The organism is Planotetraspora kaengkrachanensis, assembly GCF_016862895.1.
Lineage (GTDB): Bacteria > Actinomycetota > Actinomycetes > Streptosporangiales > Streptosporangiaceae > Planotetraspora > Planotetraspora kaengkrachanensis.
This window is the reverse complement of record NZ_BONV01000031.1, coordinates 1-12,019: the sequence shown is the minus strand read 5'-3', so window position 1 is coordinate 12,019 and position 12,019 is coordinate 1. Positions and strand designations below refer to the sequence as shown.

Below are 12,019 nucleotides of genomic sequence, written 5' to 3'. Positions count from 1 at the left end.
ATCTGGCGCGAATCTGGCACGCGAGTGAGAAACAACGTCAACAAAGATCAAGGCCCGAGTCGGGAATCATCCTCTGACCTGGGCCTTTGCTGTTGGAGCGGGTGACGGGATCGAACCCGCGCTGTCAGGTTGGGAAGTCTTTCACCACCATGCGGTCTGAGCTGCGGAAACGGTGACCTGGGCGTATGCCGGTCGAGTGACCGTGAGTCCCCGTGATTCCCCGCTGGTTGCCGACCGTACGGGCACGCAACGGGCACGCCACGCTGGGGGAACCGAGGCAGTCTCTCAGTTGTCGTCCATGGCGACTTCCGCGCGAATCTGAGCGGCCTGCGTACGGGCACTGGTCGCCTCGTTGCTGGCCCGGATCCGGTCCTCCTGGAAGGGCAGGACACGTGCTAGTTCCTCCAGCACTGCCGCCATTGCATCTCGCCACTCGGCGAACTCCGTTATGGCGGAGGGATGCTCTGGCTCCACGGCTGTATCAAGCTACTCCACCGACGGACTAGACCGCCCGCGACCTCCTGCTCCGCAAGCACCCGGTACCCCCGGATCCGCTGAGACGGCTTCAGCGGGGTGGCAGTGGTGCGACCGGGCGAACCGCCGTGAACTGGGTGTGCTCGTATCGGGTGGCGGAGAGCAGCAGCAGCCACTCGTCGCAGCCCTGCCACGGGTAAACGTCGGCGGCTCCGCCACGTACGGCCCGGGGCCCGTCGCCGGTCCGTGGCCGCGCGTCTGCCGGCGCGGCCGCGAATCCGGGGATCCACACGTCGGCGCAGAGCTCGTTGGCCGACCCCATTGCCGCCAGCCCGAACGGGTTCTCCCCGGCGGACGTCCGCGTCTCGTCGCCGAAGTCGTCGAGCAGTTGGTCCTCGCCGGGTTTCCCGTCACCGCGGAAGGTAAGCGTGGTAGTGCCGGCCCGCGCCGCGTACTCCCACTGCGCCTCGCTGGGCAGCCGGAACGGCAACAGCTTGAGCAGGTCGTCCAGGTCGTCTTCGAGCCGGGCCGTGCTGGTGCCCGCCTCGGCGTACGGGTCCTCGTATTCGGGCAGCCAGTGCCGGACCTGCGCCACCGTCAGCGGGTGCCGGGCCATCAGGAACGGCTCGACCCGCACCTCGCGTACCGGCTGTGCGTCCCCGGCGCCCGCGAGGAACGGCTCGATGGTGTCCTCGACCCCGCCGCCGCGCTCGATGGCGCGTACCGCGTCCAGCTCCGGGTCGGACAAGCCCATCCGGAACGTGCCGCCCGGAACCTTCCGGAACACCACGCCCGACGGGGCGTGCCGCCATGCCGGTCGCCCGGCCACGATCTCCTCGATCCACATGGCGCCGGACGCTAGCAGCCCGATCGCCGGTTGGTCTTTCCGACGGTTTCGCAGCTTGCACAAGATCTATTGCTTGGCGGTGTTCTTGGACCGGAAGCTACCGATACCGTCCTGTCCACCCCGTGTGCCGTCGACCCACCGCGGAGCGGCAGCGGGCCGGCGACAGAGGTGCAAGCCCGGCTTGACGTGTCCCTTCGATCTGGTGGTCTGAACGCGTAACTGCGGGACCCGACATCCCTATCGCCATACTTGGCCGATGAACCCCATGCACGAGGAGCAGGTCCATGCCAGCGACCGATGGGTCTTCGGCCTCGAGGAGATTCCGGCGTCTGACAAGGGCGAGGACGGCGAGATCTACCGCGTCGCCTCCTCCTTCGGTCAGACGGTGATCAGGGCTCCTGTGGGCACCCCGCAGACAATGCAATGGGCGGCAGAGGAGATCGTCGCCCAGTGCGGACCCGAGTGGTCAGCAGCAGCGATCCTCTTACAGTGGCTCAGGATCGAGGCAGGAGACGAACGTCGGCTGGGAGTAGAAAGCTGCGTCCTGGAACGCATCTCCGATGATGAGATCCTCTTCCATGCCCACTACAACCAGTGGGAGGACATAACAGTGCTCATCTCCGACGTCCGGCGCATGCTGATCGACATGATGCACTTCATAACGAATGAAGCTCGTCACCCACTACCGAGGTGGCGGATCAAGTACCTCAGCGAAAGAGACTGGACGCAAAAGCGCGTGGAGGGTTAAGGCAGATTGGGAATTGCAGGGAACGTGCCTCGTGACGGTGCTGACCTGCGGTTCCGGTCGGTCGTGAGTGACCGTGGGTGTCCTTGTCTTACCAAGGCTAATGGCACGCTGATGGCACGGTGATCACGATGTTGGCCTGCGGGGTAGCCACCTCTCGGTCACCACACACCGGGCGCCTTCAGGTACCACGTCACGTGGATGGAGGGCTTCGTCTGGATCTGGATCGGCTCCTGACTCTCGTCCTCGAACCAGAGGGTGAGCCCTTCGTGGTCCGTTCCGCGGTTGATCGACAATCGCCCCGGCCTCCGCAGGTTCCCGAGTATGGCGACCTCCTCACCGTCAACGAACAGGCTGACGAACGCCTCGCCCGCAAGGGGGTCGATCGAAAAGAGGATCTCTGTCGCGCCGCGCTTGAGACGGAAGGAATGCAGGCCGATGGGCCAATCGAGGTCATCGTGCTGAGGCTTCGGGTCGTCTTCGAAGAGCCAGATCAGGTCGAACCCACCCACCGGATCATCCCGTCGCCGTCGTCCCACCCGCAGGGAAGCGGCACCCCCTGCCCTGGATGACCGGAAAGGTCTCCTCTGCTCACAGAATCCAGCGCGTCGCTGATCCAGGGTGGATGGCTCCTGACGGCGGCTGGCGATCCTGGTGCTGACCGTGGTCCGCGGCCACCGCGGTGGCACGATCTGGCGCACCGTCGCGATGACCGCGGTCGTCCTGGCGGTCGGCGTGGCCCCGGCCGGGGTTGCCGAATTGATCAGTCAGTTCATCCGCTGCGCCGCAATCGTCGGGCTGACAGGATCCAACGTGCCCCCTTCCGGGTGCTCTTCGCGCCACAACGCTCGCCACACGCCGCCTGACCACCGTGCCCTGCTGACGAGCACGGCACCAAGACCAAGTACGGCAATCACGAGGTGGATCACAGCAACGAACACGGCGACACCGCCCCATCCGCCTGCCTCAACGGGATCGAGAAAGAAGTACGGGTACCAATGGTCGCTCGACTCGGCCGCGTAGGTGAGGGCCATGGCCGTCCAGATGGCCGGGTGGACAAGCCACAGCGCCGCCGCGGCGACGGGCAGCGGCCGGGTGGGCGGCACGACGATCCACCACGCGACCATGAGGACCGGCATCGCCTGGTGGAGCACGAAGTCGGACAGGCTCCATGGCGCCCCTGGTTCAGCGAGCAGGACGTTGGCGACGATCCCGGTGATGGCCATGTCCACCACGGCGAGCCCGCGCAAGTACTCGGCCGTCTGGCCCGGATGCCGGCCACGCACCAGCGCGACCCCGAACACCACGCAGGCGGTGACGGCCAGCAGGTTCGACTGGGTCGTGAAATACAGGAACAGTCGGCCGCGGCCGAGGAGCGGGTTGGCATCGTCCCAGGCGAGCAGTGGATCGATGACGACGAAGGTGACCGTCGCGAGCAGCAGCAGCGCGACCGCGACGAGGACGGGCAGGATCGGACGAGGGCGGGCGGGAGAAGCAGCGACCACGGGATACCTCTCTGATCGAGTATGTGTTGGGGGGTGCCACCGAGCAATCTCGCGTGCTGAGGTCATGGCCGGTATCCGGAGCAGCCCTGACATGGCCGTTGCGGTGTACGGGGTAGCCCTGAATCTGGGCCTGGCATGTCTTGTCCGGATAAACTCGCTTCCGGATAGGCGCCGGAGGAGAACTCCCTGGAGGGCCGATGCACGACAAACGCATGTGGCCCGACGTTCTGTGGCGGTGGCGGAGTCTCGTGCCCGTCCTATTCATCGCGGGACTCGGGCTGTGCTCGGTGGTCACACTCGCCTTCGCGCGTGCCGGCGGTACCGGCGGTTACGCGACCCACCCGATCTCGACGCTCGCCCTCGCGGGCGGTGCGACGGGGATCGCGCTGCTATCTCGACGGCTGACCGACCGGGGTGACCGTGCCGGCGGCGGTTGGCTCCTCGCGCTGGCAACCGCCGTCCTCATCTACCTCGTGCTCGGTGCACTCGCCGTCGTCGCGGTCACCGCTGATTCCGGCGTGGCGCCTGTCCTCCTCGGCGCCTGGGGTGGGTGGTGGCCCGTACCGCTCGCCGTACTGCAGCACGCGGCGCTGCGCGCCGAGCCGCGTGCCCGCCGGTGGTCGATCGGGTTCGGCTTCGTCGTTGCCGGCGCCGCCGTCTGCATGGCGCTGGCACTGGAGCCTGTAAAGCCGTTCGCTGGCCACCCGCCGGCTGCGCCGGAGGGTTGGCGTACACCCGCTGTTACAGCTGCCTCCACCATCCTCGTCAGCGTCGTGATGCTCGCCGCTGTGCTGTTCCTGGCTAGTCGCGCGGCCCGCGTCCCGGCGGACGAACGCGCGAGCGCCACGCTGGGCGTGGCCGCCGCGGCCGTGGCACCCCTGTTGATCGTCGTATGTATGGGCACGGCCGTAGCCAGCGGTCCCGGCGACATCGCGCCGACGGATGGCAGCGTCGCATACCTCGTCTCGCTGGCCGCGGGTTGCCTCGTCGGGGCATGGGCGCTCATCGCGTCCGCTAACGCGGCCCGTCCCTATGCGGTGCGCCGGCTGCTGTCCGGGGTGCTCGGTGGATATGCCGCGATCGGCGTGACGCTCGCGGTGACCTGGACCGGGGCTGCGCTCCGCCCCGCCGGCCCGTTGATCTCCGGTCTCGTCGTGGCCGCTCTCACCGCCGTCATCGGGGTCACCTGGTGGCGGGCGTCCTCCGCGCTGACGGGGTTCGCCGTACCCCTCGTTCCTCAGCCCGCTGAGCCACCCGCGCCGTCAGTCGTACCACCGGCGCCGCCGCGGCCGGGCACGGACTCGCCGCCTGGGCTCGAAGTGCTCAGCCCCCGTGAGCGCGAGGTTCTCGCCCTCGTCGCCGCGGGCGCCCGCGACGCGGCAATCGCCGAGCACCTGCACCTTTCGCAGCGCACCGTCGAGACACATCTGCGGCGTATCTTCACCAAACTCGGGCTCGAGAGCGACGACGGCCGCAATCGCCGATTGCTCGCCGCCCGGGCCTGGCTGGAGGCCACGGGCACCGACGCAGCAACTGACCGCAGACCCATCAGTGCGATGCACCGTCCAGCCGGAGCCGGGTCAACTCGACACGGGGACGTCCCCACCCGTCGCACAGCACGTTGACGACGTCGCGCGTCGGCATGCCTGGCCTACACCTCCACGATCTTCGCCACACCGGCAACATGCTCGCCGCCGAGTCCGGCGCAGGCCTCAAGGATCTGATGGCTCGGATGGGACACGACAACGTAAGAGCCGCCATGATCTACCAGCACGCCGCGCGCGGGGCGGACAAGGCGATCACGGATGCGATCAACAGCAGCTCGAACGGCGTGAGGACGATGAGGGGGACGGCATGGTCGGCGGGCTCGTGCCGGTGGGCTGACCAAGAGCAATGGCCCGCTAATGGCCCGTGAAGATCAAACAGCCTCAGAAACGAACAAGGCCCGGGTCGGGAATTATCCTCTGACCTGGGCCATTGCTGTTGGAGCGGGTGACGGGAATCGAACCCGCGCTGTCAGCTTGGGAAGCGTATGGATCAAGCCTCGTAGCGCCGCTGAGCTGGGCTTCGGTCCGGTCATGCGTGACCGTGGTTGACCCCTCGTCACCCTGCTAATTGCACGCTAATTGCACGGTGATCATAGGCGTGACCTGCCCCTCATTCGGTACGCGGGAAGGGCCGGTGCCGAGTTCAGTTCTCGTCCAGCGTTACGCCAGCATGATCGTCTCGTTGGTCTCGACATCCACGGCTACCGTCAATGGCGGCTTCCTTCGCCACCGGGCAAGTCTGGACTTGGGTGAGAACTTGAAGATCACGTGAGGTCGTGAACCATCTGGCCTTGCGATCTCTTCCAGTGTGTGCCAGCGGTCTTCGGTCCACGCGTCCTTGTCATACCCCTGCGCGATCAACACCGCCTCTGCTGCGGCCCGGGCCGGTCGGATCTCCTTACCAAGCATGGTCGCCTGGTCGTACTTGTCGTGGTCGCCATGATCGGGGAACAGGTGGCGATGGTCGTAGCCCACGTGGGCGAAGGCCTCTCTCAGCCACTGACGCTTGTCCGGGCCGGCGGTTCTCCATGTGTAGGTCAGGTTCCAAATGATGTCCGCGCGAGATCTGGGCCGTCTGACCATGGCAGAGAGACATCCTGGCAGTTGGTCGCCGAGATCCGACAGCATGTGAATCTTCTGAAGGTAGGCCCCCGACTCGGGGCCAGGGTCGTCGCTGTCCAGCCAGAGTGGTTTGCGGTACCGAACCATGAAACGGATGTCGAGGAAGGCCCGGTGGATGACGAGGGCGAGAGCCTCCTCCGCCCCTGGCGGATACAACGGGCGCCATACCCTCAAGCGTTCTGCGATGCGCATCCTCATGCTCCTCCTGCGCCTGACCCTATTGGGCATAGGCCATCGCGGCGATCATCCATCGGCATGCGCACGCCCGCACGTTTAGCCCTCCCGCGCATCCCGTGTGCCGTCGACCCACCCGAAGGGCAGCGGGCCGGAGGAACCGGTCTGCTGGGCTCTGCCTGGGTCGATAGCACTCGGGATGCGCGGCTCCACCTCAGCCATCTACGGCCCTACCGGTCCCGATTGGCGATCATCCCGGAGCCGGAGTGCCCCCGCCGGAGGCGAAAAGGGTTGGTCGGCCAGGGCGCTGGCGTGGAGTATCGGTGCTTATGGGGATGTTCAGCGTTGTGAGGATGCCCGAACCGCTTGTGTGTCCGAATTGCGGGGAGTCAGGCACGTGGAGAGCGCAGTTCAAGTTCGGTGCTCTCGATCTCGTGGAGTACAAGGTCGGGCAGAGGTTGGATTGGGATTACGCGTGGGATGTGGAGGGCGAACGCGGACATCATCGCGTGGTGGTCCAGGGCGTTCTAGATGGTTGCCCGCATTGCCATGCCCACGATTTCGATGGGATGTGGCAGTCGGTCCTCATCGAGATAGTCGATGACGTCATCGTGTCGGCTGTACAGGACACCAGCGGGGAAGGCTGGTGGGCGGATGAATGGCGGGTGCTTGAGGAGTAGTCGGGTGCTATGCCTGGGCGCGGCCGGAGCTGCCGGCGGCCGGGACCGGCCCCCAGGCCGCATGCCCGGCCGGCGAGCGGGCGTAGGGCCGCGAGGCGGCGCGGAGCGCCGCCCTTGATTTATAAAAGCTGAATTCGGCAGTGCACGGTGTTGGTTCGGATGGTGAACGAATGGTGATGCGTCCAGGCGACGGTGAGTTTCACGCTGACCTGGTGGATTCCTTAGCCGTAGGATTCATCACAGCCGAGCGCGCACGCAGCATTGCGGCCGACTATCCCGCCGTAGCAGGGTCAATCGCGGGCTGGATCCGGGAATCGGCCGCGGTTCAGGACTGGCGCAGGGTGGAGCGGCTCGCCAACCTAGCCGCGCCTCTTCAGGCGCCTGGTCTCGGTGACGTACTTCGTGATCTTCTCGACGCGAACATTGCCGAACTGAACAACGAGGACATGGTAGAGATTCTGGGTGAGGTCCGGGCAGTCGGCGCCGCCAGCAGCATATTTAGGGTGGTGAAGCGTTCGATAAGCTCGGATGCTCCAGCCTTTTGGCTTTGCCAGAAGGCGATTCTCTCGTTGGCCGACCTCGGCGGCTTCGCTACACGCATTTCATCTACGACCCGCGTCATTGGTCGCTTTGTTGATAAGTGCGAGAAGGTCCGCCAGGATTTTTGGGCTTGTTGCTATCGTTGCGGTGGCAGTCATGCTGTGAGAGCTGCCGTCAATGTCGACGACGGAGGATCCGGCCTCGCGGGCGATGGCTACGCCTGCGGCCATATCCCATGGTTTGTTGGACAGCGTGATGCAGGCGTCGGTCTTGCCTTCGGCTACCCATGCCAGATCGAGCGCGGCTGAGCCGTACATGCGGACCCGTTGAACATGCATGGCTAGTTGGTAGTTGAGAGGGACGCGGAGACGGTTCTTCTCCTCGGCGTCGGCCCCCACGGCGTAGTCACCAACGGCGACGATGGCGGCCTCAAGGGTGTCGGTCTTGCTCGCCTGGATGGCTTCGCCGTTGCGCGTGGCGCCGGCCCCCTCGGCGGCGGAGTACCGAGAGTCGAGGAACGGTAGCTCGATCACGCCGAGTACGGAGCGGTTGTGCTCGACGAGTCCCAGCGAAATTCCGCACAGTGGGATGCCGTGTGTGAAGTTGGCGGTTCCGTCGACGGGGTCGAGCGCCCATATGAGCCCCTGGTCGCCGCTGCCCGTCACGCCTTCCTCTTCGCCGAGGAACCCGATCTCGGGGGTCTCTCGCGCGAGGAAGTCACGGACGGCGTCCTCCACGGCATAGTCCACCTCTGTGGCCATGTCGCGATCGCCCTTGGCCGTGACGACCCCCGGGGAGTTTGGTCCGGACGATTTCGCTTGCGATGGTGACAGCCTGCTCTGCTAGCGGCAGTAACACGCGGGCGTCAAAGGTCATACAGGTTTGCTCCGCTCCCACATTGAGGTGAAGACCTGGGCGAAGACGGGGAACAACCCGTCCGCGGCGGCATCGTTGCTGATCACGAGGGTAGGTGAGTCCACTCCGCGGGCTGCGGGCAGGTAGGGCTGGACGACGCATGTCGTCCCGTCCACGATCAAGATGTTGAATCGGATGGTCTCGTCGTAGACGCGAATGACGAGGATGATCCGCCTGGCCTGCTCGTGCCTGCCAGGTGATCCAGAACCCTAATGGCACGCGGAGATCAACAAGCCCGAGAAAGATCAAAGCCCAGATCCTGAATCCGCCGGTTGACCTGAGCTTTCGTCGTTGGAGCGGGTGACGGGAATCGAACCCGCGCTGTCAGCTTGGGAATCGGCTAGTGATCTACCCTCTCTGAGCTGGGAAACAGGGGGGTGCAGCTCAGCGCTGGTCGAGTCCCCCGTGACTTCCCGTGAGTCCCCGCTGATCGCCGTTCAATCTGGCACGCATCTGGCACGATGATCAAGCTGTTGGCGCTGCACTGTCGCCGGGGTTGATCCTCTAGGCGCAACATTGATGGCCGATGCCGGCGTTCCCGTACACGTTGCTGCGGAAGGTTCGTTGCGTCGGCTAACGGAGTAGCCCAACTCCGTGGGCTCGTTCCACCAGTGCCGTGAGCTGCATCATGCACTGTTGTTGATCTTGCCAATAAGATATTGTCACCTTTGCCAATAAGGGGTGACGTGACTACAAGACGGCGCAGGCGAACGCCCGAGCAAGCACGCGAAGAGATCCTCGCCGCCGCCACTGAACTGATCGCCCGGTACGGGCCGGACGGTGTGGGCCTGCGTCAGGTCGCGGACGCGGTCGGCATTACGCACGGCCTGGTGACCCACTACTTCGGCACCTACAGCGCGCTGGTGCGTGCCGTACTGCAGCGCGAAAACGAGCGGCAGCGTGAGCGGGTACGCGAGAGAATGCGTGCTGATCAGGGCGTACCGCTCGCGGACGGTATGACCCGGGTGCTGTTCGAGACGCTCGCTGACGAGCGCTACGTACGCCTGTTCACCTGGTCCAGCCTTCACTCTGAGGATGTCGGCACCTCCTCTCGAGGGCTGTCCGAACTGGTCGACGCGATGCAGGCCGGTATCCGTGCCGTCCTGCCCGAACCAGAGACGCCGGATCGCGCCCGGATCGAGGCGGTGGTCCTGCTCGGACTGTCCGCCGCGTACGGGTACGCACTCGGCAAGCGATCCTGGCTCGCCGGACTCGGGCACGATCCGGCCGACCCGACTCATGACACCGCGTTCCGTGCCGCGCTGACCTCGGCGCTGGCCACCTACCTGACAGGAGGGTCGCCGTCATGACGACCTCTGACCTGGCGCTCATCGTCGGTGTCACCGTGCTGATTTTGGTGAGTCAGTTCTCCGTACGACCGGTCCGGCCGCTGACGTATCTGTGGGTCGCCCTCCTGGTGGCGCGTGGCTGCGTACCGCCCGGCCCGGCCCGGACGACCGCAGCCGGGATCGCACTCCTTATCGCGGGCCTGGCTGTGTCAGTGGTCTTCGGCGTACTGCGCGGCCGCACCATGCCGATGTGGCGAGACCAGAACGGGCGCCTGTACCGCAGGGGTGGCCAGGTGACGCTACTGCTGTGGCTCGCCACCATCGCCGCTCGGCTGAGCCTCGGCGCGGTCGGAGAACTGGCGTTCGGTGAGCCGTTCAACGGCAACGCCCTGTGGCTCGGCATCGGCATCTCATTCGGCGTCCAGCACTTGGTGACGACCCGCTACGGCCGTCGCGTGCCGGTACCGGCCGCCCCGTTGCGAACGCCGGTGGGGTGAGGAGCCGACCGAGGACGCCACGAAACACACTCGAAAGATCAGGACGGTGGCGATGATGCGGCCCTTATTGGAGCCAAGATCAACTGATCTGGCACGAATCTGGCACGCGAGTGAGAAACAAGCCCAACAAAGATCAAGGCCCGGGTCGGGATGCATCCCTCTGACCTGGGCCTTTGTGTGTGGAGCGGGTGACGGGAATCGAACCCGCGCTGTCAGCTTGGGAAGTCTTTCAACATGCGGTCTGAGCTGCGAAACGGTGACCTGGGCATATGCGGCTCGAGTCGCCGTGAGTCACCGTGAATCCCCGCAGGTTGCCGACCGCACGGGCACGCAACGGGCACGCCGCCTGCCGCGGGTGCAGAGATAAATGCCTTGCCATCGATGGTGTGACCCCGTGTATGGTCACGCCGCAAAAGCGTCATGAGGGCGCGGCGGTCCAGCAGGGAGTGTGCGTGACCACCTTCGATATTCCTGTTCGATTGGAGACCGAGCGCCTTGTGGTGCGGCCACACGAACCAGTCGATCATGACCAGGTAGCCGCGCTCGTCATGAACGGGGATGCGTCTAGCGCCCTTCCGCCGGGCTGCCCCTCTGCTGTTGAGGAGGTCAAGGAGTGGCTCGCTGAGGGCGTTCATGGATTGCGACGCTCCGGCAAGGGCGTGCAGCTGGCGATCTTCACCAAGGACGGCGAGCTGGTCGGCGGGATCAGTCTGCATGGAACCGATTGGGAAACCGGGATCACTCAAGTGGGCTACGGCGTGGGTCCCAAGTTTCGCGGACAGGGCATCGCGCCCGAGGCGGTTCGTGCGGTTACACGTTGGGCTTTCTCACTGGGCCTCCATCGGGTGGAACTACGCACCATTCCGGAGAATGAGGCGTCGCGGCGTGTGGCGGCCAAGGCTGGATTCACCTATGAGGGCACGTTGCGACAGGCGCGGCGCGCAGATGACGGTCTGCACGATCTGCTTGTATTCAGTGTTCTCGCGGACGAAGTCCTGCCTTAAATCCCGACGCCCGGCGCGCCTACTGCGGGGCGCAAGGCGCACGCTTTCCCCGTGTCCATCCCGTCTGCCATCGACCCCACCGCGGAGCGGCAGCGGGCCGGCGACGTAGATGCAAGCCCGGCTTGACGTGTCCCTCCGCCTGTGCACCTTCCACGGTGATTGGAGTACGACCGGCTGAAGGCTGAGACCCTCGCCGAGTCCATCTGAGGGATGGACGGGAGTTCATTCCATGAGCCACATGTGACGACCGCAGAGCGCGAGGTCTCGTGCCAGATGCGTGCCGGATTGAACGGCGATCAGCGGGGACTCACGGGAAGTCACGGGGACTCGACCACGCCTGAGCTGCACCCCTGTTTCCCAGCTCAGAGAGTGTAGATCACTAGCCGATTCCCAAGCTGACAGCGCGGGTTCGATTCCCGTCACCCGCTCCACTAGCAAAGGCCCAGGTCAGATAATGTTTCCCGACCCGGGCCTTGATCTTTGTTGGGGCTCTTTCTCACTCGCGTGCCAGATCAGTTGATCTTTGTTGCGAAGAGAGGCGGATCATCACCGTCGTCCTTCGCACCGAGTCCCTGCTTGACGATCTCGCCCATGGCGTCAGCGATCGCACGATCTCTGTCCTTGGCGGCGTTCGTCCGCTCGTGGCTGCGCTGCCTGTAGTCGGCCCCGCAGACGCTGTC

13 protein-coding genes are annotated in these 12,019 nt (G+C 65.4%); 6 read left to right on the top strand and 7 right to left on the bottom strand.

Annotated elements, in window-relative coordinates; all coding sequences use genetic code 11:
• Window positions 1–285 precede the first annotated feature (285 nt).
• A complete protein-coding gene (locus tag Pka01_RS41360) occupies window positions 286–420 on the bottom strand; it encodes a hypothetical protein (protein ID WP_275414510.1) in 135 nt (44 codons plus the stop codon).
• A 145-nt stretch (window positions 421–565) separates the two neighbouring features.
• The gene (locus Pka01_RS27605; RefSeq protein ID WP_203885816.1) at window positions 566–1,321 is read right to left on the bottom strand and encodes a formylglycine-generating enzyme family protein; all 756 of its coding nucleotides are present in this window, start codon (window positions 1,319–1,321) and stop codon (window positions 566–568) included.
• Window positions 1,322–1,577: 256 nt separating this feature from the next.
• Between Pka01_RS27605 and Pka01_RS27600 the strand changes: the two genes are divergently transcribed.
• Window positions 1,578–2,069: a hypothetical protein gene (locus Pka01_RS27600; RefSeq protein WP_203885815.1), complete on the top strand. Its 492-nt coding sequence runs from the start codon at window positions 1,578–1,580 to the stop codon at window positions 2,067–2,069.
• 158 nt (window positions 2,070–2,227) lie between these two features.
• On the opposite strand, the gene Pka01_RS27595 is transcribed toward Pka01_RS27600, so the two are convergent.
• Both Pka01_RS27595 and Pka01_RS27590 read right to left on the bottom strand, forming a co-directional pair.
• Window positions 2,228–2,578: a hypothetical protein gene (locus Pka01_RS27595; RefSeq protein WP_203885814.1), complete on the bottom strand. Its 351-nt coding sequence runs from the start codon at window positions 2,576–2,578 to the stop codon at window positions 2,228–2,230.
• Window positions 2,579–2,833: 255 nt separating this feature from the next.
• On the bottom strand, window positions 2,834–3,571 hold the full coding sequence (locus Pka01_RS27590) for a Pr6Pr family membrane protein (RefSeq protein ID WP_203885813.1): 738 nt from the start codon (window positions 3,569–3,571) through the stop codon (window positions 2,834–2,836).
• A gap of 197 nt (window positions 3,572–3,768) precedes the next feature.
• Here Pka01_RS27590 and Pka01_RS27585 point away from each other — a divergent pair, with 197 nt between their 5' ends.
• On the top strand, window positions 3,769–5,196 hold the full coding sequence (locus Pka01_RS27585; protein ID WP_203885812.1) for a helix-turn-helix transcriptional regulator: 1,428 nt from the start codon (window positions 3,769–3,771) through the stop codon (window positions 5,194–5,196).
• Between the two features lie 582 nt (window positions 5,197–5,778).
• On the opposite strand, the gene Pka01_RS27575 is transcribed toward Pka01_RS27585, so the two are convergent.
• Window positions 5,779–6,432, bottom strand: a complete 654-nt coding sequence (locus tag Pka01_RS27575) for a hypothetical protein (RefSeq protein ID WP_203885811.1) — start codon at window positions 6,430–6,432, stop codon at window positions 5,779–5,781.
• A 416-nt stretch (window positions 6,433–6,848) separates the two neighbouring features.
• Between Pka01_RS27575 and Pka01_RS27570 the strand changes: the two genes are divergently transcribed.
• Window positions 6,849–7,094, top strand: a complete 246-nt coding sequence (locus tag Pka01_RS27570) for a hypothetical protein (protein WP_203885810.1) — start codon at window positions 6,849–6,851, stop codon at window positions 7,092–7,094.
• A gap of 602 nt (window positions 7,095–7,696) precedes the next feature.
• Here Pka01_RS27570 and Pka01_RS27565 read toward each other — a convergent pair.
• Both Pka01_RS27565 and Pka01_RS27560 read right to left on the bottom strand, forming a co-directional pair.
• Entirely contained in the window at window positions 7,697–8,395 is a 699-nt protein-coding gene (locus Pka01_RS27565) for an inositol monophosphatase family protein (protein WP_239115388.1), read from the bottom strand.
• A 111-nt stretch (window positions 8,396–8,506) separates the two neighbouring features.
• Window positions 8,507–8,707 carry a DUF5919 domain-containing protein gene (locus tag Pka01_RS27560; protein WP_275414514.1) on the bottom strand — a complete coding sequence of 67 codons (201 nt, stop codon included), beginning with the start codon at window positions 8,705–8,707 and terminating at the stop codon, window positions 8,507–8,509.
• A gap of 528 nt (window positions 8,708–9,235) precedes the next feature.
• On the opposite strand from Pka01_RS27560, the gene Pka01_RS27555 reads away from it, so the two are divergent.
• From Pka01_RS27555 to Pka01_RS27545, 3 genes are all read left to right on the top strand, one after another.
• A complete protein-coding gene (locus Pka01_RS27555; protein WP_239115387.1) occupies window positions 9,236–9,859 on the top strand; it encodes a TetR/AcrR family transcriptional regulator in 624 nt (207 codons plus the stop codon).
• Complete coding sequence (locus Pka01_RS27550; RefSeq protein WP_203885808.1) at window positions 9,856–10,335, top strand: hypothetical protein; 480 nt, start codon at window positions 9,856–9,858, stop codon at window positions 10,333–10,335. The genes Pka01_RS27555 and Pka01_RS27550 overlap by 4 nt, the downstream gene beginning before the upstream one ends.
• Window positions 10,336–10,787: 452 nt before the next feature.
• A complete protein-coding gene (locus tag Pka01_RS27545) occupies window positions 10,788–11,339 on the top strand; it encodes a GNAT family N-acetyltransferase (protein WP_239115383.1) in 552 nt (183 codons plus the stop codon).
• Window positions 11,340–12,019 lie beyond the last annotated feature (680 nt).

Excerpts from the sequence above, each read along its gene's own strand:
- Pka01_RS27600 (WP_203885815.1), top strand. The coding sequence starts at position 1,578 with ATGAACCCCATGCACGAGGAGCAGGTCCATGCCAGCGACCGATGGGTC.
- Pka01_RS41360 (WP_275414510.1), bottom strand. The coding sequence starts at position 420 with ATGGCGGCAGTGCTGGAGGAACTAGCACGTGTCCTGCCCTTCCAGGAG.
- Pka01_RS27605 (WP_203885816.1), bottom strand. The coding sequence starts at position 1,321 with ATGTGGATCGAGGAGATCGTGGCCGGGCGACCGGCATGGCGGCACGCC.
- Pka01_RS27585 (WP_203885812.1), top strand. The coding sequence starts at position 3,769 with ATGCACGACAAACGCATGTGGCCCGACGTTCTGTGGCGGTGGCGGAGT.
- Pka01_RS27565 (WP_239115388.1), bottom strand. The coding sequence starts at position 8,395 with ATGGCCACAGAGGTGGACTATGCCGTGGAGGACGCCGTCCGTGACTTC.
- Pka01_RS27550 (WP_203885808.1), top strand. The coding sequence starts at position 9,856 with ATGACGACCTCTGACCTGGCGCTCATCGTCGGTGTCACCGTGCTGATT.
- Pka01_RS27575 (WP_203885811.1), bottom strand. The coding sequence starts at position 6,432 with ATGCGCATCGCAGAACGCTTGAGGGTATGGCGCCCGTTGTATCCGCCA.